Raw genomic sequence first — 25,013 nt, 5'->3', positions numbered from 1 at the left:
GCCCGTTCACATGCCCGCGAGCCTACCAGGCCCGACGGTCGGCGTGGTCGGCGGTGGCCAGCTCGGACGGATGCTCGGGGAGGCGGCGGCCCCCCTGGGTATCGAACTCGTGGTCCTCGACCCGACGCCGGACGCACCGGCGGCCCAGGTCGCGACGGACCAGCTCGTCGCCGACTTCGACGACGCCGACGCCATCCGCGACCTCGCCGAACGGTCAGATTTCCTCACCTTCGAGATCGAGCTCGCCGACCAGGAGCGCCTCGACGAGGTCAGCGAGGCGACCGGCGTCCCCTGCCACCCGGACCCGGCGACGCTGTCGCTCATCCACGACAAGCTCCACCAGAAAGCGGCGCTCGCCGACGCCGGTGTCCCGGTGCCGCCGTTCCGCCAGGTCGACGACGCCGACGACCTCCGCGCGGCACTGGACGAGCTCGGGACACCGGCGATGCTGAAGGCTCGGACGGGCGGCTACGACGGCCGGGGGAACGTCCCCGTCGAGTCCGTCGACGACGCCGAGGCGGCGATGGACGCCGTCGGCGGACCCGCGATGGTCGAGGCGTTCGTCGACTACGAGCGCGAGATATCGGTGGTCGCCGCACAGGGCGACGGCGAGGTGGCCACCTTCCCGGTCGGCGAGAACATCCACGAGGCGGAGATACTGCGTGAGATGGTCGTCCCGTCACGCTCGCCGGAGTCGGTACTCGAAGAGGCCGAGCAGGTGGGACGGGACGTGCTCGACCTCCTCGACGGGCGCGGCGTCTACGCCATCGAACTGTTCGAGACGACCGACGGGCGCATCCTCGTCAACGAGATCGCTCCCCGACCGCACAACTCCGGGCACTGGTCCATCGAAGGCGCGCACACCTCACAGTTCGAGCAGCACCTCCGCGCGGTCGTGGGCTGGCCGCTCGGTGCGACCGCCCTCCGTGGGCCGACCGTAACGAAGAACATCCTCGCCGACGGCGACGAGTCGCGTCCGGCGCAGATCGACACCGTCTCGGACGTGCTCGCGACGCCCGGCGCGAACCTGCACTGGTACGGCAAGCACGAGGCCCGGCCGCTCCGGAAGATGGGCCACGTCACACAGGTCGCAACGGACGACGAATCACGGGCGGAACTGCTCGCCAGCACCCGCTCGCTCGTGGACGGCCTCACCTTCGAGTAGCAACCCATGACAGACGAACTCGACGACCTCATCGACGACCTGCACGCGGAAGCACAGCGCGACCGACCCGACGAGGACACCCCTGACGTTGGCATCGTCATGGGATCGGACTCCGACCTCGACGTGATGATGGGCTCGGAGAGCGGCCGTGGCGGCGCCTACGACGCCCTGGTTGACGAGCTCGGCTTCGCCGAGGTGACCGACTACGACGACCCGCCGGCGACGCGGTTCACGTTCGAAACGTACGTCGTCTCCGCACACCGTACGCCCGAGCTGATGTACGCCTACGCCGAGACCGCCGAGGACCGCGGCATCGACGTCATTATCGCCGGCGCGGGTGGGAAGTCGGCCGACCTGCCGAACATGACCGCATCCATCGCGTACCCGGTACCGGTCGTCGGGGTCCCGGTACAGGAGAAGAGCGTCGACTCGGTCATCGGGATGCCACAGGGTGCGCCGCTGACCGCCGTCGACGCCGGGAAGTCGTTCAACGCCGCGCTGTCGGCGGCACAGATACTGGCCCGCGAGCACGACGAGCTCCGAGAGCGGCTCGTGGCCTACCACGAGGGTCTGAAGGGCGACGTGGCGGCGGTCTCCCGCGACCTCCACGAACTCGGGACGCCCGCGTTCAAGGACCGGCGGGACTGACGAGGCCACTGCTGGCCCTCGATTATTCTCGGATTACCCCGTCGGTAGCAGCCTGGCAACCAGGGTTCAGTTAAAAATACCCGCACCCACTCGGCCGTGAACGTTTCCGGGACTGGAACCGGGGCAAACCACGGGAAATCGCAAGAATCAACCCTTATATGGGTGCGCTTCAAAGCCCCGGATGTTACGGAGAATACGGCATGAATCCATGGATAGCCATTGGGGCGCTCGCACTCGTCGGCGTGCTGATTCCGCTCAGCATGATGTCGGTCTCGGCACTGCTCAGACCGAGCGTTCCTGAAGACAGCAAGCGCGCCACCTACGAGAGTGGTGAGATCCCGACTGGTGGGACTCGCATCCGCTTCAACATCCAGTACTACATGGTCGCACTGCTGTTCACCATCTTCGACATCGAGACCGTCCTGATCTTCCCGTGGACGGTCATCTACGGCTCTGCACTCGAAGGTGGGGTAGCACTCGGCCCCATACTGGTCCCGATGCTGGTGTTCGTCACCGTGCTCGTCGCGGGTCTGGGATGGGCCTGGCACAACGGCGCGGTGAAGTGGGCCAAGAGCGCGCGTTCGGAATCGCAGGTACAGGCAAAACGATGAGTAGCGACAACCCTATCGACGGCGGGAGTACAGACATGCTGACAGACACACGCGACGCCCGGATGGGCGAGGGGCTGGACGACCGCTTCAACTCGCGACTCCGTGAGGCGCTCGGCTCCTCTCCGTTCATTCTCACCAAGTTCGACAAGTTCATGAACTGGGTGCGGGGGTCGTCGATGTTCATGCTGCAGTTCGGTATCGCATGCTGCAGCATCGAGATGATCCACACGTATGCGATCAAGCACGATCTGGACCGCTTCCACGCGGGTGTCCCCCGGGCATCGCCGCGACAGGCGGACGTCATCATCGTGCCGGGGACCATCGTCTCCAAGTTCGCCCCGCGGATGAAGCGCGTCTACGACCAGATGCCCGAGCCGAAGTTCGTCGTCGGCATGGGCTCGTGTACCATCTCCGGTGGGCCGTTCCAGGAGGGGTACAACGTCATCAAGGGTGCCGAGGAGGTCATCCCGGTGGACATCCACGTCCCCGGCTGCCCGCCGCGCCCCGAGGCGCTGGTCTACGGCGTCGCGAAACTCCAGGAGCGCATCGCCAACGGCGAGTCCTCGCCCGTGGTCGTCAAGCCGTACGAACTCGAGCAGTTCGGCGACATGGAACGCGACGAGGTCGTCGACAAACTCGCCGACCAGATCGACGAGGAAACCCTCGCAATGCGGTACAACTGGGCTGATTCGCCATGAGCGTCGAGGAGACCGAGGAGACACCGGAGATCGAAGCCGGCGTCACCGTCGAGGACGAGGTGCTCGACACGCTCGGCGATACCGTCCAGACTACCGAGGAACACCTCAACGCGGACGCCTCCGTGGTCGTCCGGCCGGACCAGGTGCAGGACACGCTGTCCGCACTGCGGGACGACATGGGTTACGACCACCTCTCGTGTGTCACCGCCCAGGAGTACGAGGACCGGTACGAGTCCATCTACCACATGAAGCAGTACGACGACCCGACCCAGGAGGTCAGCGTCGTCGTCCCGGCCTCGAAGGACGAGCCGATCAGCCAGTCCGCGGAGCCGGTGTTCCGGACCGCCGACTGGCACGAGCGCGAGGCGTACGACCTCGTCGGCATCAACTACGAGGACCACCCGGACCCGCGGCGTATCCTGCTCCCCGAGACGTGGCAAGGCCACCCGCTCGGCCAGGACTACGACCAGGACAGCCCACAGATCGTCACGCTGAGCGAGTGGGACAACCCGCTCCGTGACGACCACGTGGACGACGAGGCGGACACGATGTTCCTCAACATCGGCCCGCACCACCCGGCGACCCACGGCGTGTTGCACGTCAAGACGGTGCTCGACGGCGAGACCGTCGCGGACGTGGACCCGGACATCGGCTACCTCCACCGGTGCGAGGAGCAGATGTGTCAGAACGGCACTTACCGCCACCAGATTATGCCGTACCCCGACCGCTGGGACTACGTCTCGGCGGGCATCCTCAACGAGTGGGCGTACGCCCGCGCGGCCGAGGACCTCGCGGACATCGAGGTGCCGGAGTACGCACAGGTCATCCGGACGATGTCCGCCGAGCTGTGCCGCATCGCCGCACACATGCTCGCGCTCGGGACGTTCGCGCTTGACGTCTTCGGCGACTTCACCGCGACGTTCCAGTACGCGTTCCGCGACCGCGAAGTCATCCAGAACATTCTGGAGGACCTCACCGGCCAGCGGATGATGTTCAACTACTTCCGCCTCGGCGGGGTCGCCTGGGACCTGCCCGAGCCCCGCGAGGAGTTCTTCGAGAAGACGCGGGACTTCCTCGAGGAGCTGCCCGCGAAGCTGGAGGAGTACCACGACCTCATCACGGGCAACGAGATCTTCCAGCTCCGCTGTGTCGACACGGGCATCCTCGAGCCTGAGGTCGCCAAGAGCTACGGCGCGACCGGGCCGGTCGCCCGTGCCTCCGGCATCGACTACGACCTGCGGCGCGACGACCCATACGGCTACTACGACGAGCTCGACTGGGACGTCGTCACCGAGGACGGCTGCGACAACTTCTCGCGCGTCATCGTGCGCATGCAGGAGGTCGAGGAGTCCGCGAAGATCATCGAGCAGTGTGTCGACCTGCTCGAGGAGTGGCCGGAGGACGACCGGACCATCCAGTCCAACGTCCCCCGCACGCTCAAGCCCGATGCGGACGCGGAGACCTACCGCGCGGTCGAAGCCGCGAAGGGCGAACTCGGCATCTACATCCGCTCGGACGGCACGGACAAGCCCGGACGATTCAAGATCCGGAGCCCGTGCTTCTCGAACCTGCAGACGCTGGGCGAGATGTCCGAGGGTGAGTATATCCCCGACCTCATCGCCTCGCTCGGTAGCCTCGACATCGTGCTCGGAGAGGTGGACCGCTGATGGCGACGGAGCAGCTGCTTCCGGAGACCATCCGGACGGCGGTCGGCCTTCCCGACACGGTGCTCGGGCAGGGCATCGCGGCGTTCGTGGGCGCGTTCCTCGTCGGGAGCGTGATGCTGGCGTACACGGGCGTCGCGGGTCCGTGGGCGAAGCGGAAGATCACCGCCGCGTTCACCGACCGTATCGCGGCCAACCGCATCGGGCCGTTCGGCCTGGGGACCATCCCGGCCGACGCGCTCCGGCTGCTCTCGAAGGAGCTCATCATCCCCGAGGATGTCGACAGACCAGCGTACGACCTCGGACCGCTCATCGTCGCGGGCTCGGCGCTGCTCGGCTTCGCGGTCATCCCGATGGGCGGGCTTGGCCCGCTGAACATCCAGCTCGCCGACCCCGAGTCGGGGCTGGTGTACGTCTTCGCGGTGGCCTCGATCGCGACGCTCGGCCTGACGATGGCCGGCTACGCGTCGTCGAACAAGTACTCGATGCTCGGTGCGCTGCGCGCCATCGCACAGAACGTCGCGTACGAGATCCCGCTCGTCCTCACGGGCGCGTCTGTCGTGCTGTTCACGCAGTCGCTCCAGATGAGCGAGATCGTCGCCGTCCAGCAGGAGACCCTGGTGACCATCGCGGGGGTCTCGATTCCCTCGTGGTTCGCGTTCGTGAACCCGTTCGCGTTCGCGCTGTTCATGATCGCGAACCTCGCCGAGGTCGGCCGTAACCCGTTCGACATCCCGGAGGCACCGACCGAGATCGTCGCAGGCTACCAGACCGAGTACTCCTCGGTCTACTTCGTCCTCATCTACCTGGGCGAGTTCCTGCACATTTTCCTCGGGGGCGCCATCATCGCGACGCTGTTCCTGGGCGGTGCTGCCGGCCCGGGTCCGGAGTCCATCGGCTTCCTCTGGTTCACGGCGAAGATCTGGGGTGTGTTCCTCTTTACCCAGTGGGCACGCTCTGCGGTCCCGCGCGTTCGCATCGACCAGCTCATCGAGATCGGCTGGAAGGGGATGCTCGTGCTCTCCTTCGCGAACCTGCTGCTGACCGCACTTCTTGTCGGGGTGATTGCATGATCGGCATACTCAAATCCATGGCGACCACGATGAAACACGCACTGGACGGTGAGACGTTCACCGTCAAGTACCCGGAGACACCGCCCGAGGTCTCGCCGCGGTTCCGCGGCGTCCACAAGTTCAGCCAGGAGCGGTGTATCTGGTGCCGCCAGTGCGAGAACGTGTGTCCGAACGACACCATCCACATCGTAACCGACGCACAGCGCAACGGCGAGCAGTACAACCTTCACATCGGGCAATGCATCTACTGCCGGCTCTGTGAGGAGGTCTGCCCGGTGGACGCCATCCTGCTGACCCAGAACTTCGAGTTCACCGGCGACACGAAGGACGACCTCGTCTACAACAAAGAACAGCTCAAGAGCGTTCCCTGGTACAAGGACATCGACCCCCTCGAGTCCCGCGAACCGGACCGCGGCGCGTGGATCGGCGAGGGCGACGGCGAGGTCGATTACCAGTAGACGGTACGGCCGTCTCGAAATCTTCAACATACAGCGACAGGAGAACCCAAACAATGGCACTCGCAGAACTCGTCGCCTTCGCGCTCTTCGCCATCGTCACGGTGGCAAGTAGCGTCGGCGTCGTCCTGGTGGAAGACGTGTGGCACTCCGCACTCTTCCTGGGCGTCGCGCTACTCAGCGTCGCGGTACACTACGTGATGCAACAGGCAGAGTTCCTCGCCGCGATGCAGATTCTGGTCTACGTCGGCGGGGTACTCATCCTGATCACGTTCGCCGTGATGCTCATGCGTGAAGACGACACGACAGAGGTGGTAGAGGCATGACAACACGCCCGGAACTACGGCTCGGCGGCCATCTGGCCCCGGGAATCATCGCGGTCGCCCTGTTCGTCATCATGGCGGTCGTGTTCGTCGGCGCACCGCTCGGTGACCCCGTCGGTTTCGACGACGCGACGGCGATCCAGAACGAGACGTTGCAGTCCGAGTCGCCGACCGGCGACTACGGCAGCGTCTCCGCGAACGGACAGACGTACGCGGTCGCGTACAACGGCAGCGAGGAGACGGCCAACGTCTCTGTCGCGAACGACCCCGGTGTCGGGGTGGACTTCAGAGAGGTCGATACGACCGGTGACGGCCAGAGCGACACCGTCTACGCGATCTCCCGGACGAGCATCACCGAGAACATCGGCTACCTGATGTTCGCGGTCGACAGCGACCAGCGCTCGGCACCCGGCGAAACGTTCCTCGTCGCGTTCGAGATCATCGACATGGTGCTCGTCGGGGCACTGGTCGGCGCGGTCGTCCTCGCCCGCCGCGACGAAGGCGGCGAGGTCGTCGCCGCACTCGGCCTGCGCGACTCGGACGAGTCGCCCGGCACCAGCGCCGGGCAGGTCGCTGCAGACGGCGGCACGGAAGACGGAGGTGACAACTGAATGGCAGTGGATACGAGCTACTATCTCATCCTCTCGGCGGCGGTGTTCTGTACCGGCCTGTTCGGTATCCTGACCCGGCGGAACGCGCTTCTGTTCCTGATGTCGGTCGAGCTGATGCTCAACGCGGCGAACATCAACCTCGTCGCGTTCAGCCAGTACTACGGCAACCTCACCGGGCAGGTGTTCGCCCTGTTCACGATGGCGCTCGCCGCCGCGGAGGTCGCCGTCGGTATCGGTATCATCCTCGTCCTGTATCGCAACTTCGAAGACGTCGACGTGGCTGAGGCCGCAACAATGAGGTGGTAACGATGGCAGGAGAACTCGCATTCGACATCGCGCCCGCTATCGTGGCGCTCCCGTTCGCGTCGTTCCTCGCCGTCCTCGCGCTCGGCAACTACATGCCGAAGAAGGGGGCGTCGGCGGGCATCGCCGCGACGGCCGGCTCGCTCGTGCTCTCGCTGTTCGCGCTCGTTACGGTCGCGGGTGGAAGCACGTACCAGCAGGACCTGTTCACGTGGTCCGGGGCCGAGGAGGTGCCGCTGCACTTCGGTATCTTCATCGACCCGCTGTCGGCGATGATGCTCGTCATCGTCTCGCTCATCGCGCTACTCGTCCACGTGTTCAGCCTCGGCTACATGAACGACGAGGGCGAGACGGGACTCCCGCGGTACTACTCCGAACTCGGGCTGTTCACGTTCTCGATGCTCGCGTTCGTCATGGCGGACAACCTGCTGATGGCGTTCATGTTCTTCGAGCTGGTCGGGCTCTGCTCGTACCTGCTCATCGGCTTCTGGTTCCGTGAGGACGGCCCGGCATCCGCGGCGAAGAAGGCGTTCCTGGTCACCCGCTTCGGTGACTACTTCTTCCTCATCGGGACCGTCGGCATCGTCGCGACGTTCGGCACCTCCCGCTTCGTCAGCACGGAGAGCCACACCGCGTTCCCGGTGCTGGCCGAGGAGGCTCTCGCCGAAGGCGGCCACGGTGTGACGACGTTCCTCGGGTTCGGTCCCGAGGCGTGGTTCAGCATCATCGGTCTGCTCGTCCTCGGTGGCGTCATCGGCAAGTCCGCGCAGTTCCCGCTGCACACGTGGCTGCCGGACGCGATGGAGGGTCCGACGCCCGTCTCCGCGCTCATCCACGCTGCGACGATGGTCGCGGCCGGCGTCTACCTCGTCGCCCGGATGTACGGCTTCTACGCGCTGCTGCCCACCGTGCTCGCCATTATCGCGCTCACGGGCGGGTTCACGGCACTGTTCGCAGCGACGATGGGTGTCGTCAAGCGGGAGATCAAGCAGGTGCTCGCGTACTCCACCATCTCCCAGTACGGGTATATGATGCTCGCGCTGGGTGGCGGTGGATACGTCGCGGCGACCTTCCACCTGATGACCCACGCGTTCTTCAAGGCGCTGCTGTTCCTCGGTGCGGGGTCGGTCATCATCGCGATGCACCACAACGAGGACATGTGGGACATGGGCGGCCTGAAGAACAAGATGCCCGTGACCTACTACACGTTCCTCGCCGGCTCGCTCGCGCTCGCGGGCATCGTCCCGTTCGCGGGCTTCTGGTCGAAGGACGAGGTCCTCTACGAGGTGCTCGTCCACGGTCTCGGCAGTGCCGGGACGACCGGCACCATACTCCTCGTCGCGTACGCGATGGGGCTCGTCGCCGTGCTGTTCACGGGGTTCTACACCTTCCGGATGGTGTTCCTCACCTTCCACGGTGAGCCTCGTACCGAGACGGCACGGGACCCCGAACCGGTCCGGTGGAACGTCAAGCTGCCCCTCGTCGTGCTGGGGGCGCTTGCGACCGTCGCCGGCGTCGTCAACATGGTTCCCGTCGAGAAGGTGCTGGGGATCAAGGGCATCGACTACCTCCACCAGTTCCTCGACCCCGAGACGGAGCTGGTGAGTAACCTGACCGCACACCACTACGAGGAGGTGCTCCACGACGTTTCGGGCTACACTGCCGACGCGACGGCGTTCGGTAGCGAGTCCACGACCGTGCTGATCTCGGCCGGGCTCTCGCTTGGGCTGGCCCTCGTCGGTGTCGGCCTCGCGTACGCCCTCTACGGGCGTTCCCCGACTCCGGAGGAGCACACCGACAAGCTTGGCGGTCTCAAGACGCTCTGGTACAACAACTACTACCAGGACGAGTACCAGGTCTGGCTGGCCTCGGGGCTGACGCTGCCCCTCGCGAAGCTGGCCGACCGGTTCGACCAGGGCATCATCGACGGTGCCGTCAACGGCGTCGGCCGCACGAGCCTCACCGGTGGCTCGTACGTCAAGCGGATACAGACCGGTATCGTCACTAACTACGCCGCGCTGCTCGCGCTGGGCCTCGTCGCCCTGCTTCTCATCGTCGGCGTCACAGGAGGGTGGTTCGCATGATGGATGGAACGATAGAAGCGCTCATCGCAGTCACACTGGTCGGATCGCTCGTCGTCATGGCTGGCTCCGACCGCTACGCGGCGAAGCTGGCGACGGCCTGGAGCCTGATCCCCCTCGTCGGGAGTCTGGGTATGTGGGCCACGTACGACGCAACAGGGAACGCGCTGCTCGGCGGTGACACCGCGTTCACGAGCCGGGAGACCTGGCTCGGACTCGGCCCGCTGCCGGACATCGAGTGGTTCGTCGGGATCGACGGCATCAGCATGCCGCTCGTCGTCCTGACGACCGTGCTCGTCACGCTCGCACTCGTGAGCGCGTGGACGCCCATCGACGAGCGTCAGTCCCAGTTCTACGGCCTCGTGCTGTTCCTCGAGGCCGGACTGCTCGGCGTCTTCACGGCGCTGGACTTCTTCGTCTGGTTCGTCTTCTGGGAGGCCGTCCTCGTCCCGATGTACTTCCTCATCGGTGTCTGGGGTGGGCCCCGCCGGAAGTACGCGGCCATCAAGATGTTCGTCTACACGAACATCGCCTCGCTGGTGATGTTCGTCGGCTACACCGCGCTCGTCTTCGGGCTCGGTGACGCCGTCTCGACGTTCGCGATGCCCGAGACAGCGGAGGCGCTCGTCGTCGAGAACGTCCAGCCCGACGCGCTGGCGTTCGTCGACGCGGAGACGTTGAAGGTCGCCGCGTTCACGGCCCTGTTCGCTGGCTTCGCGGTGAAGGTCCCGATCGTCCCGGTCCACACCTGGCTGCCGGACGCTCACGTCGAGGCACCGACCCCGGTGTCGGTGCTGCTGGCGGGTGTCCTGCTGAAGATGGGGACCTACGCGCTGTTGCGGTTCAACTTCACGATGCTGCCGGACGTGGCCCGGGCGAACATGCCCATCATCGCCGCGTTCGCCGTCATCTCCATCATCTACGGCGCGATGCTCGCGCTGGCACAGACGGACCTCAAGCGCATCGTCGCGTACTCGTCCGTCTCGTCGATGGGGTACGTCATCCTCGGACTCGCCGCCTACACGCTGTACGGCGTCGGCGGCGCGGCGTTCCAGATGGTCTCCCACGGCCTCATCTCGGGGCTGATGTTCATGGCGGTCGGCGTCATCTACAACACGACCCACACGCGCATGGTGACGGATATGTCCGGTATGGCCTCGAAGATGCCGTACACGGTCGGTATCCTCATCGCTGGCGCGTTCGGCTACATGGGCCTCCCGCTCATGTCCGGGTTCGCCGCCGAGTTCTACGTGTTCCTCGGCGCGTTCCAGGCCGGCGCGTTCGACGTGGCGAACTACAACCTCATGCCGGCCTTCACCGCGGTGGCGATGTTCGGTATCGTCATCGTCGCTGGCTACCTGCTGCTTGCGATGCAGCGCACGCTGTTCGGCGAGTTCAGCCTCGAGACCGACTACGAGGTCGGTCGCGCACCGCTGCACGACATCGCACCGCTCGCGGTGCTGCTCGTGCTGATCATCGCGCTCGGTTCGCAGCCGGACATCTTCTTCGAGATGATCCGTGAGGCGAGTGGACCGGTCGCGGACCTCGTCGGAGGTGGTGCCTGATGGCGGACACGACGTGGCTCACCCTGGCACCGGCGTTCCTGCTGGGCCTGACGGGCCTGCTCGTGCTGTACGTCGACAGCATCGGTCGTTCGACGAAGGGCCCCATCGCTGTGCTGTCGCTGCTCGGTTCGCTCGCCGTGGCCGGCGTCGCTATCGCCCTGCCCGACGCGCTCGGGCTGGGTCCCGCCGGCTGGTCGTTCGTCAGCTTCACGCTGCTCGGCATGTTCGCGCTCGCGCTGTTCGTCCAGCCGGGTTCCCAGAACCGTCGGCTCATCGCGGGCCTCTCGACGGCGGGTGCGGTCGGCGCACTCGGCGTCGCTGCCGCGTTCCTGTTCACCTTCGATGGTGAGCCGGTCAACCCGTTCGGCGACGCGCTCGTCGTCGACGGGATGAGCCTGCTCTTCGCGGTCATCGTCGCCAGCGTCACGGCGATGGTGACCGTCGCGAGCTACAACTACATCGCCGAGCACAGCTACCAGGCGGAGTACTACGCGCTGGTGCTGCTCGCGGGGACCGGCATGACGCTGATGGCGTCGGCGAACTCGCTCGTGACGGTGTTCGTCGCGCTCGAACTCGCGTCGCTGCCGTCGTACGCGCTCGTCGCGTTCCTGAAGGAGAACAAGGGCAGCGTCGAGGCGGGGCTGAAGTACTTCCTCGTCGGCGCGCTGTCCAGCGCCGTGTTCGCCTACGGTGTCAGCCTGGTGTACGGCGCGACCGGCTCGCTCCAGCTGACGGCGGTGCAGAACGCCATCACCGGCGAGTTCACGGGCATGCTCGGGATGGGTGTCGTGATGGTCGTCGGCGGTATCGCGTTCAAGACCGCCTCCGTCCCGTTCCACTTCTGGGCGCCGGAGGCGTACGAGGGCGCACCCGCACCCATCAGCGCGTTCCTCTCGTCGGCGTCGAAGGCAGCCGGCTTCGTCATCGCCTTCCGCGTGTTCACCGAGGCGTTCCTGCAGGTCTCCGAGTCCGCAGGTGAGTTTCTCGTCCTCGGTGCTGACTGGGTGCTGGTCTTCCAGATCCTCGCGGTCGTCACGATGACGCTCGGCAACCTCGCCGCGGTCACCCAGGACAAGGTCAAGCGGATGCTCGCGTACTCCTCCGTGGGGCACGCGGGCTACGTCCTGATGTCGCTGGCGGCGCTCTCCGGTGGCGGCGCGACCGCCACCGCGAAGATCGAGGCCGGCCAGTTCGTCCTCGCCGGCGGGATGATGCACCTGTTCGTCTACGGGTTCATGAACACCGGGGCGTTCCTGTTCATCGCGCTGGCTGAGTACTGGGACGTCGGCCGTACCTTCGAGGACTTCACCGGCCTCGGCCGGCAGGCACCCGTCGCCTCCGTGGCGATGACGGTGTTCATGTTCTCGCTGGCCGGGCTGCCGCCGTTCGGTGGCTTCCTGAGCAAGTACCTGCTGTTCGGCGCGACCGTCAACAGCGGGTTCGTCTGGCTCGCCGCCGTCGCCATCGTCAACAGCGCCGTGAGCCTCTACTACTACTCGAAGCTCGTCAAGGCGCTGTGGTTCGACGAGCGGCCCGACGACAAGAAGCCGCTCGAGATATCGAGCCGTCCGGTCGGCCTCTACGCCGCCGTCATCTTCGCCGCGGTCGTCACGACCGCGATGTACGGCGTGTTCGGTCCGGTGTCCGACGCGGCCATCGAGGCCGCTGCGGCCCTGCTGTAGGCCGACCGCCCGTTCTCTTTCGTGTCGATACGTTTTAGCCCGCGGAGTGGAACCACCGGAGTATGGTAACCCGGCTCTTCCTCGGCTGTGGGGCCGTCGGCCAGCGACTGCTGGAGGCCACCGAGGAGTGGACCGGGGAGACACGCGCCGTCTGCACGAGCGAGAGCCGCGTCAAGACGCTGCGCGAGGAGGGGGTCGACGCGGCGGTCGGTGACCCGAGCGAGCGCGAGACGCTCGCGGCGTTCGAGGACGTGGGGGTGGTCGTCGTCGCAGCCGACGACGCCGACCAGAACCAGCGCGTCGCCGCGGTTGCCCGTCGTTGCTTTCCCGAGGCTTTCTTGCTGGCGTACACAGGTCACGACGGTGACACCGCAGCGCTCCGGTCGGTCGCCGACAGCGTCGTCGATCCGACGGCCGTGGTCGCGACGGAGGCGACCAATCGGGTGTCCGGTGAGGCAGTCGGGGACTCCCTTCGGCTGCGGCAGGTGCTCACCGAGATCGACGGCACGCTCGCGGTCGTGATGCACGACAACCCGGACCCGGACGCCATCGCGAGCGGCGTCGCGATGTGCCGGCTGGCCGAGGCGACTGGAACCGACGCTGAGGCCTGCTACTACGGGGATATCTCGCATCAGGAGAATCGCGCGATGGTGAACCTGCTCGACCTGGACCTGCGGACCCTCGGGCCGGACGACGACCTCGGGCAGTTCGGTGGCTTCGCGCTGGTCGACCACGCTCGGCCGAGCATCAACGACCAGCTGCCCGAGGAGCTCCACGTCGACATCGTCGTCGACCATCACCCGCCACGCGGTCCGGTGCAGGGTCGTTATCAGGATATCCGGACGGACGTTGGCTCGACGAGTACGCTGTTGACTGACCACTGTCACCGGCTCGGCGTGCGGCTCGACGAGTCGGTCGCGACGGCATTGCTGTACGGGATTCAGATCGACACGAACGAGTTCAGGCGGGAGGCCTCGCGGCTTGACTTCGAGGCCGCGGCACGACTGCTCCCGTACGTCGACGAGGCGGTGCTGGACCGTATCGAGTCGCCGAGCGTCGACGGCGAGACGCTCGACACGCTGTCCCGGGCCATCGAGAACCGAGAGGTGCGTGGTTCGGTCATCGTCACGGGTGTGGGCTCCATCTCGGACCGCGACGCACTCCCGCAGGCCGCGGACAAACTGCTGACGATGTCCGGCATCACCTGTACGCTGGTGTACGGCTTCATCGGCGATACGACGTACGTCTCCGCCCGGGCGCGGGGGACCGACGTGGACCTCGGTGAGACGCTCCGGGCTGCCTTCAACCAGATCGGCAGCGCGGGCGGGCACGCCGACATGGCGGGCGCGCAGATACCGGTGACTCAAGCCTTCGGCGAGTTCGTGGACGAGGCGGAACGCGACGAGGCCATCCGCGACATCATCACTGACAGGTTCTTCGACGCGTGGTACGAACGGCCACGCGACAGCGACGTCGTGACGCCTCCCCGGGGGAGCTCCGGGCTCCCGTACGACCGGGAGTGACCGTCACGGAGCGGGACGGCTGCCGGCATCAAGTAGGGAATGCGGGACGGCTGGCAGGCCGACCATCGCGACCACGAAACGTGCGATTCGGCCGTCGAACGCGGATAGGCTCTTCCGAGACGGTCGCTGGAGACACTCATATTCGAGTAGTGACGTATGGGCCGACGACGAGAACGCAGGTTTTTGCCCACGGGCTGGCTACCGGACGCTATGGACGAGGAGCCGAGCGACCACGGGAAGCCCCGCGTCAGGGACTACATGACCCAGGACGTGGTGACGGTGTCGCCGGACGCCACGGTCAGGGAAGTCGCCGAGCGCATCGACGAGAGCGACGAGCACAGCGGGTTTCCGGTGTGTGACCGTCGTCGAGTCGAGGGGTTCGTGAGCGCACGCGACCTGCTGCTGGCCGGCGATGAGGAACCGATATTCAAAGTGATGTCGACCGACCTCATCGTCGCCCACCCGGAGATGAAGGTGACCGACGCGGCGCGGGTCATCATGCGGTCGGGCATCCAGAAGTTGCCGGTGGTGGACGACGCGGGCAACCTCGTCGGCATCATCTCGAACGCGGACGTCATCCGGAGCCAGATCGAGCGGGCGACCCCGGAGAAGGTCGGCAAGCTCCGGCGGACCCTCGAGAACATCCACGGCGTCACGCTCGACCAGGAGCGCCGGCGCGTCGAGCTCGACCGGCTCATACCCACGCAGAAGAAGGTCTACGCCGACGAGCTGGAGGGTCGACGTTACGAGCTCGAGCGTGGGCTCGCGGAGCCGCTGGTGGTCATCGACAACGACGGGACGCTGCTGCTGGCGGACGGCCACCACCGCGTCATGGCGGCCGACCGGCTCGATATGAGGGAGATGGACGCCTACGTCATCGTCGTTGGCGAGCCGCTGGAGCTCGGAATGGCCCAGACGGCCGAAAAGGAGGGACTGCGCTCGCTCGAGGACGTGCAGGTCGTCGACTACGCCCGGCACCCGCTGGTCGAGACGACGAAGCGACTGCAGTGAGCCCGCAGGACGGGCCTACCGGGAGTCGGCCGGCACTGTCTCCCTCTCGACGACCTCGGTCGTCTCGTCGAGCGTGAGCACGAGCGCCTCGTCGGCGTCCCCGACCAGTACCTCGACCTCGATACGGACCGGGTCCTCCGAGACGACGGTGCCGTTCGAGCCGGTCGCGTGCTCCATGTCGAGGTAGTCGCCGTCCATCTCGATGCCGTTGTCGTGGTAGTAGGCGACGACGGCGGGGTGGTGGGCCACACAGACCGACACCGGGAGCCAGAAGGTCATCCCGCAGTCCTCGCAGGCACATTCGGCGAGCACCGCGTCTCCCTCGTGGTCGTACTCGATCTCACGCTCCTCGGTGTCTCTCCCGCTCCGGTCCGAGAGCGCGCGGAGGTAGGCTTCGCTCGGCTCCGCTGGCGCGCGTACCGTACTCCGGCCCCAGCAGTGGGGACAGCCGCCGGCGCGAACGCGCTCGACCTGGTCGCGCGTCCGTGCGTTCGCGAGGTAGACGACCGTCGCCATCTCCCGGCCACGGACCGCCGCGGGTGGGAGAGTAGTCGTCAGGATTCTGTCGTGCTCGGGACAGCGTACCCGGAGGTAGCCGTGCTCGTACACCGCTTCGAGCGTCGCCTCGCAGATTGGGCAGGTCCGGTCGAGTTCGGCGTGACGCTCGACGTCGCCGTCGGTCTGGTCGAAGGTCCCGGCGCGGAGCGCTCCCGCCAGTTCGAACCCGGCGTTGGTCAGCACGTACTCCTCGCCGAACTGGTTCACGAAGGAGCCCCGGAGCTGGTCGAGGTGGTAGTTGAACTTCCCCGTGTCGCGGACGCCGACGGCCTCACGGAGCTCCGAGAAGCCCAGTCCCTGTGGAAGCCACGATTCGCGGCGCTCCTCGGCCAGGGCCTCGATGGTCGCGAGCCGTATCTCGTGGCCGAGCAACTCGAACGCGTCGGCGGGCGGGACCGGCTCGTCCGGAGGCACGGACTCGTCGGCCGGACCGCCACCCGCTCGCTCTCCGTCTCTCATGGTTCGGTCCCCGTGTCGGGAAGTCGAAAGGGTTTCGACCAAACCATAATATTCTATACAGAAATGTCGTTCTGAAAACGGTTAATGTGCGGGTTCCACAACGGAGTGACATGAGCGCGAACGCGCCGCTCGAACGGGACGGAGAGACGGTGGCCGACGAGACCGACGGACGGCCTGCCATCTCGGTCGAGGGACTCACGAAGGTGTACGGCGACGGACAGGACGCAGTGCGTGCGGTCGACGACGTCGACCTGACCATCGAGCGTGGCACGACCGTCGGTGTCCTCGGCCCGAACGGCGCGGGGAAGACGACGACGATCAAGTCGCTCCTCGGGCTGGTGCTCCCCGACCACGGGACCGTCGAGATCGCCGGCATCGACGCTCACGAGCAGCCCCGCGCGGTGTACCGACACGTCGGTGCCATGCTCGAGGGGGCACGGAACGTCTACTGGAGGCTCAGCGTCAGGGAGAACCTCGAGTTCTTCGCCGCCCTCGGCGGGCACTCGGTCGCGGCGACCAGGGACCGACACGACCGGCTGCTCGACGCTTTCGACCTCGCCGAGAAGGCCGACGAGCCGGTGAACGACCTCTCGCGGGGCCAGAAGCAGAAGGTGTCGCTGGCCTGCACGCTCGCCCGCGGGACCGACGTGGTGTTCCTCGACGAGCCGACACTCGGCCTCGACGTCGAGGCGTCGCTCGAACTTCGACGCGAGCTCCGCCGGCTCGCCGAGGAGGAGGATATCACTATCGTCCTCTCCAGTCACGACATGGACGTCGTCGAGGACATCTGTGACCGGGTCGTCATCCTCTCCGAGGGGTCGGTCATCGCGGACGACCCGGTCGACGAACTCGTGGGGGTGTTCGAGACGCAGGCCTACCGCATCACCGTCGAGGAGTCCGTCGACGACGCCACGCGGGGGCTGCTCGACGCCGAGTTCGACGCGGCGGACTGGACAGAGACCGGCGACCGTACGCGGTTCGACGTGACCCTCGCCGACGGTGACGTGCTGTACGACGTGCTCGACGTGCTCCGCGACGCCGGTCTGAGCCTCGCGGACGTCGACGGACACGACCCCGACCTGGAGGACGTCTTCCTCGAAGTCACCGGGCGGGCCAACGGGGGTGACGCCGCGTGAGCTCCGTCGGCGAGGCGGCGACCGTCGACACCGGCGTTCGGGGGTATCTCGGCTTCCTCCGGCAGTCCGCACGCAAGCGCGTCGTCCTGCTGCTGCGTTACCCGGTAAACACCCTCTCGCAGTTCGGGACCATCTTCCTCGTATTCCTGGTGCTGTTCTTCGGCGGGCAGGCCCTCGCACCGGCGGCCATGGAGGACACCATCGGCGGGCTCGTCGTCGGTTACCTCCTCTGGAGCATGTCCATCTCGGCGTACTCGGGGCTCTCGTGGAACGTGACCCGGGAGGCCCAGTGGGGGACCCTCGAACAGCTGTTCATGTCCCCGTTCGGCTTCGGCCGGGTGATGCTCGGGAAGACCGCCGTCAACCTCGCCGAGGCGTTCCTCTGGGGTGCGGTGACGCTCGCGTTCATGCTTCTGGTGACCGGCCAGTCGCTCGCGCTCGACCCGCTGACGGTGCTCCCGCTCGGCGTGCTGGCCGTCATGCCGGCGGTCGGCGTCGGTTTCGTCTTCGGCGGGCTGGCCATCCGCTTCAAGCGCATCGAGAACGCGTTCCAGCTGGTCCAGTTCCTGTTCATCGGCCTCATCTCCGCCCCCGTCGGGGAGTACCCGGTGCTGAAGTGGCTGCCGCTGGCCCAGGGGAGCTACCTCCTCCGGTGGGCGATGGAGGACGGGACGGCGCTCTGGGAGCTGCCCGCCGACGAACTCGGCGTGCTCGTGGTCACAGCGGCGCTCTACCTCGGCCTCGGCTACGCCGCGTTCACCTACTGCCAGCGGTGGGCGCGCAGCGAGGGCGTGATGGGCCACTACTGACTCGCGGGGCCGACACTTCTTACAACGAGAGCGGCATACGGGTGGTATGGCCGGCCAGATGGACCATCCTGTCCTCGATGGGCCACACGACGCTCTTCAGGACGCGGTTTACGTCTTCGACGACGACCGGATACTGATAGATGCGAACGCCCGCGTGGGGGACGTATCCGGACGGCCCCGTGAGGAACTACTGGGGTGGTCGCTGGCGGATTTCCCGGAAAAATTCGTCGTGCCCGACGACCGCGCCGGACTCACAGCCACCTTCGACCGCATCGAGGGTGGAGAGTCCGTCAACGAGCGCCGGACCATCCACCTCCTCGACAAGGAGGGCCAAGAGGTCCCTGTCGACGCCAGATTCAACCGGTACGGCGACAAGACGGTCGCTGTCCTCCGGAACCTCTCCGAACAGAAGGCACGCGAGCAGCGCCTCACCGAGCTTTCGGAGGAGCTCGACGTGCTCAACCGGGTGCTTCGCCACGACATCAGGAACGACATGAACGTCGTCCTCGGCTGGGCCGAAGAGCTGGAACCACACGTCGCCCCGGAGGGGCGCAAACCGTTCGATAACATCGTCGACGCCGTCCGGCACACGGTCGGGCTCACGAAAGAAGTCCGCGACCTCGCCGAGGCGATCACCCGCGGCGAGGAGTTCCCGACCCGGCCGACGCTCCTCGCCGACGTACTCTCCGAGCAGCTCGTCAAGAACCGCAAGAAGTTCGAGACGGCGACGTTCGAACGGACCGGCGAGCTGCCGGCTGTCGAGGTCGTCGGCAACGAGATGCTCTCCTCGGTGTTCGACAACCTGTTCAGCAACGCCGTCATCCACCACGACCGCGACCACCCCACCGTCACGGTTGACGTCACCGTCGAGGACGACGCGGCGGTCGTCCGCGTGGCCGACGACGGCCCCGGTATCCCCGACTCCCAGAAAGCGGTCGTCTTCGGCCGTGGCGAACAGGGCATCGACAGCCCCGGCGCCGGTATCGGGCTGTTCCTCGTCGACAGTCTCGTCACCGGCTTCGGGGGCACCGTCTCCATCGAGGACAACGAGCCGCGCGGAGCGGTCTTCGTCGTCAGCTTACCGCTGGCGACTGCGGAGTAGCCCGGTGACACCGGGGCGTCGGGGCGAACCGGGTCGACGCCCAACCGACCGACTTTTGACGACCACTCCGGTACCGAACTGCAGTGTCGACGGAAACGCACGAGGACCCGGCGCCGGAGACGATCGAACGCGTGGTCCGGGAGGGCCAGCGCGACGGGGCGATAGTCACCTGCCTCGCGGCGTGTGAGGTGGAGTACGACGGGCGAAGCGGCGGCTACCTCGGCCCCGGCGACCGGCTGGTCGTCGCCAAACCCGACGGCACCCTCCTGGTCCACCGGCCCTCGGGGCACCAGCCGGTGAACTGGATGCCCGGCGGCGCGACCATCAAGGTCGAGGAGGACGAAGGGTCGGCGCTGCTGTACGCTCGCCGGTCCAACCCCAACGAGTACCTGCGGGTGTACCTCCACGAGCCACACCTGCTGACGCGCTTCGACGCGGACGACACCGCCACGTATCAGGAGCGCGGGACCGAGGCCGAGATGCACGAGTACATCGAGCGCAACCCCGAGACGGCCATCGAGGATGGCTTCCGCGTGGTGGAGCACGAGCGCGAGAGCGTCTACGGCTACATCGACTTCTTCGGGAAGGACGCCGAAGGCCGGCCGGTGGTCGTCGAGGTCAAGCGTCGACAGGCGACGCTGAACAACGTCGACCAGTTGAAGCGGTACATGGGGCTGTACAGGGAGTCGAACCCCGACGTCAGAGGCATTCTCGTCGCGCCGTCGGCGAGCGACCGGGTGCAACGCGCCCTGCGTGACGACGGCCTGGAGTTCGTCGAACTGTCGGAGTTCGCGGTGGAGACCCGCGAGTCGAGCGAGAAGACCCTCTCGGATTTCTTCTAGTCCGTCACCGGAATGGCACGGGCACCGAGGGCGAAGAGGGCCACGGCGAGCACCGCGAGCACCGCCAGCGACTCGACGGCGTCCAGTCCCAGCAGCACCGTACCGGCGTCGGCGCCGCTCCAGATGGCCTGCCGGAGCCCGTGTGCGAAGTACGTCAGCGGCGAGAGCGCGACGAGCGGATGGAACCAGTCGGGAAGCATCGACGGCGGGACGAACGTCTCGGAGAGGAAGAGCAGCGGGAGTCCGATGGCGTTGGCCGCCGTGATAGCGCCGTCCTGTGAGTCGGCGAGCGCACCGAGCAGCGCGCCGACGCCGCAGAAGCACACGACCCCGAGAGGGACGTACAGCAGGAGCAGCGGCGAGAACGTGATGCTCGCACCCGTCAGTCCGACCGTCAGCACGAGCAGCGCGAAGCCCGCGATGGCGATGATGACCGTGTTGACCAGCGTGTGGGCGAGCAGCCACTCGGCTCGTGAAAGCGGCGTCGTCGCCAGCTTCTCGAACCGGCTGCCCTCGCGGTGACGGGCGACCTCCGAGCCCATCCGAGAGAGCGGCGTCTGGAGCACCACGACCGCGAGGTAGCCGGGGACGTAGTACGCGGGGTCCTCGGCGAACAGGCCGCCGCCGGCGGGGTTGGTCTGGACCAGCGCGCCGAAGATGCCGACGAGCAGGACCGGGAAGAAGAAGGTGAAGAAGACCGCGACTCGCCGACGCAGGAAGGAGTGCCAGGCAGCGACGAACTCCGACTGGACGCGTCTCGTCGTCGTCATGCGCGAGGCTGGGGCCCGCGGGCGCTAAGGCCCACCGGTTTCGGCGCGCAGGGGGGATGTCCCGCCCGGGCCGAACCCGGTCGGGCGTCGACGGTCACGAAGCCATCGACGCCCGACCTCAGTCGTCCGTCGCCGGGTCCGCCGCCGACACCGGCCGACCGGCTCTCGGCTCGAACCGTTCTCCCGCGAGTGCCAGGTACACGTCTTCCAGCGACGGCTCGGCCCAGGCCAGCTCGGTGTACTCGACGGCGGCGCGGTCGAGCGCATCGACGATGCCGCCGATGTCCGCCGGTTCCACGCCCCGAGCGACGACGCGGTCGCCGTCGGTCGTCGTCTCCCGTCCGAGGGCGTCCGCCGCGACGGTCGGGTCGCCGTCGACCGTGATGGTGAGCCGTCTGTCGCCGCCGTGTTCGCGGACGAGCTCTCCGGGGGTCCCGACCGCGACGAGGTCGCCGTCTGCGAGCAGCCCGACCCGGTCGGCGAGACGCTCGGCCTCGTTCATGTCGTGGGTCGTGAGGAACACCGTCGTCCCGCCCGCGGCCAACGTCTCGATGCGGTCCCAGAGGGTGCGCCGCCCGGCGGGGTCGATGCCCGTCGTCGGCTCGTCGAGGAAGAGCACGTCGGGGTCGTTGACGAGGGTGGCGCCGAGACAGACCCGCCGCTGCTGGCCGCCCGAGCAGTTCTCGTACCAGGTGTCGGCCGCGTCGAGGACGCCCACCGCCGCCATCACCTCGTCCACGTCGCGGGCGTCCTCGTACAGCCCGGTGTAGTACGCGACGACCTCCCGCGCGGTGAGCCTGCCGGGCGGAGAGAACGACTGTGGCAGCACGCCCAGCCTGTCCTCCTCGGCCTCGCGTGGTGCCGTCCCGAGCAGTTCGACCGTCCCCTCGTCGGGGTCGACAGTCCCGGTCAGCGAGCGGACGAGCGTCGTCTTCCCGGCACCGTTCGGGCCGATGAGTGCGAACACCTCGCCCGCCTCGACCGACAGCGAGACGCCGTCGAGCGCGGTCGTCTCACCGTACGTCTTCCGGACGCCGTCGGTGGCGAGTACCGTCATGCTCCCGCGTTCGGGTGCCAGCGGGTAAGACCCTCCGACTTCCGGTGCGTGCATCGGAAAATTCCAACTGTCGGCAAGATTAAGTTACAGCGCACCGAAGCTCAGGTATGAACCTCAAGAGGGCACTCGCGTCGACGGGCATCGCGGTCGGTGCCGTGGCAGCGACGAACGAGCTACTGTCGCGACGTGCCGAGCCGCTGGCACCCGCACTCGAGGGCGAACAGCGAACCTACCGCTGGCGCGGGATGGACGTGGCGTACACGGAGGCCGGGGACCCCGAAGCACCCGACCTGCTGTTCGTCCACGGCGTCAACGCCGCCGGTTCCAGCCAGGAGTGGAACGAGATATTCGACCCGCTCTCGAAGGCCTACCACGTCGTCGCCGTGGACCTGCCCGGCTTCGGCCGCTCCGAACGGCCGCCCATCGACTACACCGCCGAACTGTACGAGGACTTCGTGACGGACTTCGTCGAGGACGTCACCGACGAGCCCGAGATCATCGCGTCGTCGCTGTCGGGCGCGTACGCCGCCACCGCCGCCAGCCGGACTGACGTCTCGCGGCTCGTGCTCGTCTGCCCGACGGCCTCCTCGATGCCCGGCGGGAAGAAGCCGCTGCTCAAGCGGGCCGTCAGGTCGCCCCTGCTCGGCGAGGCCATCTTCAACGGCATCGCCTCGAACCCGTCGCTAGAGTACTTCAGCGCCGACCACGGCTACTACGACATGACCGGCTACAGCCGCTCGAAGCAGTCCTACCAGTGGCAGACTACCCACCAGGCGGGTGCCCGCTTCGCGCCGGCCTCGTTCATCAGCGGCTACCTCGACCCCGCCTCCGACCTGGAGTCGACGCTCGCCGAGCTGGATGCCCCCGTGACGCTGGTCTGGGGCCGCGAGACCGACATCACGCCGCTCGCCGAGGGCCGACGGCTGGCCGACGCGACCGGAGCGCGGCTGGTCGTCATCGACTACGCCCGACTGCTGCCCCACGACGAACACCCCGACAAGTTCGTCGAGGCCATCGAGCCCGACCTGCCCGAGATAAGCGGCGAAGTGTTCGCGGAGGAACGCCGTCAGAGCCTCGAACGCGAGCGCGCAGACGGCCACGAACCGGACCCCGACGTCGCCGTCGAGTCCGAATACGACACCGACACCGTCGAGATCGACGTCGAGGACACCGGCTCGGAGAACTGAGCGTCGTTACTGCGGCCTGAAGACGACGGCACGGTCGCCGGTCGTCTCCGTCTCCATCACGCCGACAGTGACCGCCATGCCGACCTCGACGTCGGACGGGTCGGCCTCGACGATGCCGGTAATCCGCGCCGGGCCGAACCGCGCGATGGCCGTTGCGAACGGTGCGTCCTGTTCGAAGGCGGGCGTCGGGACGTGGACGACGGTGAACGTCTCCACCTCGCCCGTCTCCGGCAGCTGCTTCTCGGTCAGGTCTCGCGAGCCCGTCGCGGGGTCGACCCGCCGCGGCGGCAACCAGCCGTCGCCTTCGGGGCCTTCGAGGTAGTACGCCTCGCCGTCCTCGACGGCGTCGAGCCAGTCGTCGTAGCCTGCGTCGTAGGTCTCGTCGTCGCTCATTGTTCGACCTCCAGCACGTGGACCACGGCACTCGCGACCGTGCCACCCGCGTTGTGGGTGATGCCGGTCGTCGCTCCCTCGACGTACTCGCTGTTGGGGTGGTCACCCCGGAGCAGCGAGGTCATCTCCGCGAGCTGTGACGCGCCGGTCGCGCCGACCGGGTGCCCCTTCGCCTTCAGGCCGCCCGAGAGGTTCACCGGCAGCTCGCCCTCCCGCGTCGTCTTCCCCTCGCGGGCCGCAGAGATGCCCTCGCCGACCTCGAACAGGCCGAGCGACTCCATCGCGAGCACCTCGGCGATGGTGAAGCAGTCGTGCACCTCCGCGACGTCCACGTCGGCCGCCGAGACGCCAGCGTCCGCGTACGCCTCCGCCGCTGCCTCGTCCGCCGCGGGCGAGCGAGCCAGGTAGTCACGGTCGTGCAGCGCCATCAGGTCACCGCCCTGCCCGGTCCCGGTGATGGAGACCGACGCGTCGAGGTCGTGCTCCTCCGCGAAGGCCTCGGAGGTGAGCACGAGCGCACTCGCCCCGTCCGAGATGGGACAGGAGTCGTACAGCCCGAGCGGTTCCGCGACCATCGGTGCCTCGACGACGTCCGCTATCGAAATTTCTCGCTGGTACTGTGCCTTCTCGTTCGGGACGGCGTTCTCGTGGTTCTTCACCGCGATGGCGGCGAGGTCCTCCTGGTCGCCACCGTACTCGCTGAAGTACGCTTTCGCCATCAGTGCGTACGCCCCGGGGAACGTCATCCCGGCCTTGACCTCCCAGAGGTCGTCGGCCGCGATGGCGAGCGCCTCCGTCGCGCCCGCGGTGCCGAGGTTGGTCATCCGCTCCGCGCCGCCGACGAGCACCACGTCTCGCTCGCCGTTGCGGATGTCCTTCACCGCCTCGGCCACTGCCACCCCCGAGGAGGCACACGCTGCCTCGTATCGGGTTGCCGGGGCGTCGACGCCGACGGCCTCGGCCATGAGCGGCCCCTGGTGGCCCTGGTGTTCGGCGAGCTCCCCCATGAAATTCCCGTAGAACAACGCCTCGACCGCGTCCTGGTCGACACCGGCGTCGTCCAGCGCGTCTAACCCGGCCTCCGCGAAGAGGTCCCGGCCGGTCCGTTCCGGTGACGCACCGAACTTGGTCAGCCCAACACCGGCGATTCGTACGTCGGTCATCAGGCAGTGGTTGACGACACACGGTTTAATATGTCGTGGTTAATGCGTCAACCCGCGCACGAGCGACCACGGTCGGCCGGAGACGGGCGCGAACGCTCGGTCTCGGACGGGCTTCGTGACGTGT

General features: G+C 67.2%; 25 protein-coding genes. 20 read left to right on the top strand and 5 right to left on the bottom strand.

Annotated features, from left to right (window positions below; genetic code table 11):
• Window positions 1-10: 10 nt before the first annotated feature.
• The 15 genes from NO978_RS14010 to NO978_RS13940 all read left to right on the top strand — a co-directional run bounded on the left by NO978_RS14010 (window position 11) and on the right by NO978_RS13940 (window position 15,413).
• Entirely contained in the window at window positions 11-1,165 is a 1,155-nt protein-coding gene (locus NO978_RS14010) for a 5-(carboxyamino)imidazole ribonucleotide synthase (protein ID WP_257300217.1), read from the top strand.
• 6 nt (window positions 1,166-1,171) lie between these two features.
• On the top strand, window positions 1,172-1,813 hold the full coding sequence (locus NO978_RS14005) for an AIR carboxylase family protein (protein ID WP_257300216.1): 642 nt from the start codon (window positions 1,172-1,174) through the stop codon (window positions 1,811-1,813).
• 200 nt (window positions 1,814-2,013) lie between these two features.
• Window positions 2,014-2,424, top strand: coding sequence for an NADH-quinone oxidoreductase subunit A (locus tag NO978_RS14000; RefSeq protein ID WP_257300215.1), 411 nt, complete (start codon window positions 2,014-2,016; stop codon window positions 2,422-2,424).
• On the top strand, window positions 2,421-3,122 hold the full coding sequence (locus tag NO978_RS13995; protein ID WP_257300214.1) for an NADH-quinone oxidoreductase subunit B: 702 nt from the start codon (window positions 2,421-2,423) through the stop codon (window positions 3,120-3,122). The genes NO978_RS14000 and NO978_RS13995 overlap by 4 nt, the downstream gene beginning before the upstream one ends.
• Window positions 3,119-4,789, top strand: coding sequence for an NADH-quinone oxidoreductase subunit D (locus NO978_RS13990; protein WP_257300213.1), 1,671 nt, complete (start codon window positions 3,119-3,121; stop codon window positions 4,787-4,789). Before NO978_RS13995 ends, NO978_RS13990 begins: the two co-directional genes overlap by 4 nt.
• Window positions 4,789-5,859 (top strand): complex I subunit 1 family protein, encoded by a 1,071-nt coding sequence (locus NO978_RS13985; RefSeq protein WP_257300212.1) that lies wholly within the window; start codon window positions 4,789-4,791, stop codon window positions 5,857-5,859. The genes NO978_RS13990 and NO978_RS13985 overlap by 1 nt, the downstream gene beginning before the upstream one ends.
• The gene (locus NO978_RS13980) at window positions 5,856-6,317 is read left to right on the top strand and encodes an NADH-quinone oxidoreductase subunit I (RefSeq protein WP_257300211.1); all 462 of its coding nucleotides are present in this window, start codon (window positions 5,856-5,858) and stop codon (window positions 6,315-6,317) included. Before NO978_RS13985 ends, NO978_RS13980 begins: the two co-directional genes overlap by 4 nt.
• A gap of 53 nt (window positions 6,318-6,370) precedes the next feature.
• Complete coding sequence (locus NO978_RS13975) at window positions 6,371-6,640, top strand: NADH-quinone oxidoreductase subunit J (protein WP_257300210.1); 270 nt, start codon at window positions 6,371-6,373, stop codon at window positions 6,638-6,640.
• Complete coding sequence (locus tag NO978_RS13970; protein ID WP_257300209.1) at window positions 6,637-7,248, top strand: hypothetical protein; 612 nt, start codon at window positions 6,637-6,639, stop codon at window positions 7,246-7,248. Before NO978_RS13975 ends, NO978_RS13970 begins: the two co-directional genes overlap by 4 nt.
• Window positions 7,249-7,554 carry an NADH-quinone oxidoreductase subunit NuoK gene (nuoK, locus tag NO978_RS13965; protein WP_257300208.1) on the top strand — a complete coding sequence of 102 codons (306 nt, stop codon included), beginning with the start codon at window positions 7,249-7,251 and terminating at the stop codon, window positions 7,552-7,554.
• A gap of 2 nt (window positions 7,555-7,556) precedes the next feature.
• Window positions 7,557-9,635: an NADH-quinone oxidoreductase subunit L gene (gene nuoL / locus NO978_RS13960; RefSeq protein WP_257300207.1), complete on the top strand. Its 2,079-nt coding sequence runs from the start codon at window positions 7,557-7,559 to the stop codon at window positions 9,633-9,635.
• Window positions 9,632-11,197 (top strand): NuoM family protein, encoded by a 1,566-nt coding sequence (locus NO978_RS13955; protein WP_257300206.1) that lies wholly within the window; start codon window positions 9,632-9,634, stop codon window positions 11,195-11,197. The genes nuoL and NO978_RS13955 overlap by 4 nt, the downstream gene beginning before the upstream one ends.
• Window positions 11,197-12,879, top strand: coding sequence for an NADH-quinone oxidoreductase subunit N (locus NO978_RS13950; protein WP_257300205.1), 1,683 nt, complete (start codon window positions 11,197-11,199; stop codon window positions 12,877-12,879). Before NO978_RS13955 ends, NO978_RS13950 begins: the two co-directional genes overlap by 1 nt.
• A 62-nt stretch (window positions 12,880-12,941) precedes the next feature.
• On the top strand, window positions 12,942-14,402 hold the full coding sequence (locus NO978_RS13945; RefSeq protein ID WP_257300204.1) for a DHHA1 domain-containing protein: 1,461 nt from the start codon (window positions 12,942-12,944) through the stop codon (window positions 14,400-14,402).
• A gap of 210 nt (window positions 14,403-14,612) precedes the next feature.
• A complete protein-coding gene (locus NO978_RS13940) occupies window positions 14,613-15,413 on the top strand; it encodes a CBS domain-containing protein (RefSeq protein ID WP_257300203.1) in 801 nt (266 codons plus the stop codon).
• A gap of 15 nt (window positions 15,414-15,428) precedes the next feature.
• Here the strand turns inward: NO978_RS13940 and NO978_RS13935 are convergent, their stop codons facing one another.
• Entirely contained in the window at window positions 15,429-16,430 is a 1,002-nt protein-coding gene (locus NO978_RS13935; protein ID WP_257300202.1) for a hypothetical protein, read from the bottom strand.
• A 110-nt stretch (window positions 16,431-16,540) separates the two neighbouring features.
• Between NO978_RS13935 and NO978_RS13930 the strand changes: the two genes are divergently transcribed.
• The 4 genes from NO978_RS13930 (at window position 16,541) to nucS (ending at window position 20,319) form a co-directional block, all read left to right on the top strand.
• Window positions 16,541-17,566: an ABC transporter ATP-binding protein gene (locus NO978_RS13930; RefSeq protein WP_257300201.1), complete on the top strand. Its 1,026-nt coding sequence runs from the start codon at window positions 16,541-16,543 to the stop codon at window positions 17,564-17,566.
• Entirely contained in the window at window positions 17,563-18,375 is an 813-nt protein-coding gene (locus NO978_RS13925) for an ABC transporter permease (RefSeq protein ID WP_257300200.1), read from the top strand. Before NO978_RS13930 ends, NO978_RS13925 begins: the two co-directional genes overlap by 4 nt.
• Window positions 18,376-18,421: 46 nt before the next feature.
• On the top strand, window positions 18,422-19,477 hold the full coding sequence (locus tag NO978_RS13920) for a PAS domain-containing sensor histidine kinase (RefSeq protein WP_257300199.1): 1,056 nt from the start codon (window positions 18,422-18,424) through the stop codon (window positions 19,475-19,477).
• 83 nt (window positions 19,478-19,560) lie between these two features.
• Window positions 19,561-20,319: an endonuclease NucS gene (gene nucS, locus NO978_RS13915; protein ID WP_257300198.1), complete on the top strand. Its 759-nt coding sequence runs from the start codon at window positions 19,561-19,563 to the stop codon at window positions 20,317-20,319.
• Here nucS and NO978_RS13910 read toward each other — a convergent pair.
• Together NO978_RS13910 and NO978_RS13905 are read right to left on the bottom strand one after the other, a co-directional pair.
• A complete protein-coding gene (locus tag NO978_RS13910) occupies window positions 20,316-21,089 on the bottom strand; it encodes an ABC transporter permease (RefSeq protein ID WP_257300197.1) in 774 nt (257 codons plus the stop codon). The genes nucS and NO978_RS13910 overlap by 4 nt on opposite strands.
• Window positions 21,090-21,207: 118 nt before the next feature.
• On the bottom strand, window positions 21,208-22,146 hold the full coding sequence (locus NO978_RS13905) for an ABC transporter ATP-binding protein (RefSeq protein WP_257300196.1): 939 nt from the start codon (window positions 22,144-22,146) through the stop codon (window positions 21,208-21,210).
• Between the two features lie 107 nt (window positions 22,147-22,253).
• Between NO978_RS13905 and NO978_RS13900 the strand changes: the two genes are divergently transcribed.
• A complete protein-coding gene (locus NO978_RS13900; protein WP_257300195.1) occupies window positions 22,254-23,333 on the top strand; it encodes an alpha/beta fold hydrolase in 1,080 nt (359 codons plus the stop codon).
• A gap of 6 nt (window positions 23,334-23,339) precedes the next feature.
• Here the strand turns inward: NO978_RS13900 and NO978_RS13895 are convergent, their stop codons facing one another.
• Together NO978_RS13895 and NO978_RS13890 are read right to left on the bottom strand one after the other, a co-directional pair.
• Window positions 23,340-23,726, bottom strand: coding sequence for a Zn-ribbon domain-containing OB-fold protein (locus NO978_RS13895; RefSeq protein WP_257300194.1), 387 nt, complete (start codon window positions 23,724-23,726; stop codon window positions 23,340-23,342).
• A complete protein-coding gene (locus NO978_RS13890) occupies window positions 23,723-24,889 on the bottom strand; it encodes a thiolase domain-containing protein (RefSeq protein WP_257300193.1) in 1,167 nt (388 codons plus the stop codon). Before NO978_RS13890 ends, NO978_RS13895 begins: the two co-directional genes overlap by 4 nt.
• Between the last annotated feature and the right edge of the window lie 124 nt (window positions 24,890-25,013).

Source organism: Haloarchaeobius sp. FL176 (assembly GCF_024609245.1).
Taxonomy (GTDB): Archaea; Halobacteriota; Halobacteria; order Halobacteriales; family Natrialbaceae; genus Haloarchaeobius.
The sequence above is the reverse complement of the archived record's forward strand: the minus strand, read 5'-3'. Positions and strand labels throughout refer to the sequence as shown.

What these genes read in the sequence shown, in the direction of transcription:
- NO978_RS13935 (WP_257300202.1), bottom strand. Translation starts at nt 16,430, where the DNA reads ATGAGAGACGGAGAGCGAGCGGGTGGCGGTCCGGCCGACGAGTCCGTG.
- NO978_RS13990 (WP_257300213.1), top strand. Translation starts at nt 3,119, where the DNA reads ATGAGCGTCGAGGAGACCGAGGAGACACCGGAGATCGAAGCCGGCGTC.
- NO978_RS13900 (WP_257300195.1), top strand. Translation starts at nt 22,254, where the DNA reads ATGAACCTCAAGAGGGCACTCGCGTCGACGGGCATCGCGGTCGGTGCC.
- NO978_RS13945 (WP_257300204.1), top strand. Translation starts at nt 12,942, where the DNA reads ATGGTAACCCGGCTCTTCCTCGGCTGTGGGGCCGTCGGCCAGCGACTG.
- NO978_RS14000 (WP_257300215.1), top strand. Translation starts at nt 2,014, where the DNA reads ATGAATCCATGGATAGCCATTGGGGCGCTCGCACTCGTCGGCGTGCTG.
- NO978_RS14005 (WP_257300216.1), top strand. Translation starts at nt 1,172, where the DNA reads ATGACAGACGAACTCGACGACCTCATCGACGACCTGCACGCGGAAGCA.
- NO978_RS13895 (WP_257300194.1), bottom strand. Translation starts at nt 23,726, where the DNA reads ATGAGCGACGACGAGACCTACGACGCAGGCTACGACGACTGGCTCGAC.
- NO978_RS13905 (WP_257300196.1), bottom strand. Translation starts at nt 22,146, where the DNA reads ATGACGGTACTCGCCACCGACGGCGTCCGGAAGACGTACGGTGAGACG.
- NO978_RS13920 (WP_257300199.1), top strand. Translation starts at nt 18,422, where the DNA reads ATGGCCGGCCAGATGGACCATCCTGTCCTCGATGGGCCACACGACGCT.
- NO978_RS13890 (WP_257300193.1), bottom strand. Translation starts at nt 24,889, where the DNA reads ATGACCGACGTACGAATCGCCGGTGTTGGGCTGACCAAGTTCGGTGCG.
- NO978_RS14010 (WP_257300217.1), top strand. Translation starts at nt 11, where the DNA reads ATGCCCGCGAGCCTACCAGGCCCGACGGTCGGCGTGGTCGGCGGTGGC.
- NO978_RS13985 (WP_257300212.1), top strand. Translation starts at nt 4,789, where the DNA reads ATGGCGACGGAGCAGCTGCTTCCGGAGACCATCCGGACGGCGGTCGGC.
- NO978_RS13975 (WP_257300210.1), top strand. Translation starts at nt 6,371, where the DNA reads ATGGCACTCGCAGAACTCGTCGCCTTCGCGCTCTTCGCCATCGTCACG.
- NO978_RS13930 (WP_257300201.1), top strand. Translation starts at nt 16,541, where the DNA reads ATGAGCGCGAACGCGCCGCTCGAACGGGACGGAGAGACGGTGGCCGAC.
- NO978_RS13980 (WP_257300211.1), top strand. Translation starts at nt 5,856, where the DNA reads ATGATCGGCATACTCAAATCCATGGCGACCACGATGAAACACGCACTG.
- NO978_RS13910 (WP_257300197.1), bottom strand. Translation starts at nt 21,089, where the DNA reads ATGACGACGACGAGACGCGTCCAGTCGGAGTTCGTCGCTGCCTGGCAC.
- nuoK (WP_257300208.1), top strand. Translation starts at nt 7,249, where the DNA reads ATGGCAGTGGATACGAGCTACTATCTCATCCTCTCGGCGGCGGTGTTC.
- NO978_RS13940 (WP_257300203.1), top strand. Translation starts at nt 14,613, where the DNA reads ATGGACGAGGAGCCGAGCGACCACGGGAAGCCCCGCGTCAGGGACTAC.
- nuoL (WP_257300207.1), top strand. Translation starts at nt 7,557, where the DNA reads ATGGCAGGAGAACTCGCATTCGACATCGCGCCCGCTATCGTGGCGCTC.
- NO978_RS13970 (WP_257300209.1), top strand. Translation starts at nt 6,637, where the DNA reads ATGACAACACGCCCGGAACTACGGCTCGGCGGCCATCTGGCCCCGGGA.
- NO978_RS13955 (WP_257300206.1), top strand. Translation starts at nt 9,632, where the DNA reads ATGATGGATGGAACGATAGAAGCGCTCATCGCAGTCACACTGGTCGGA.
- NO978_RS13995 (WP_257300214.1), top strand. Translation starts at nt 2,421, where the DNA reads ATGAGTAGCGACAACCCTATCGACGGCGGGAGTACAGACATGCTGACA.
- NO978_RS13950 (WP_257300205.1), top strand. Translation starts at nt 11,197, where the DNA reads ATGGCGGACACGACGTGGCTCACCCTGGCACCGGCGTTCCTGCTGGGC.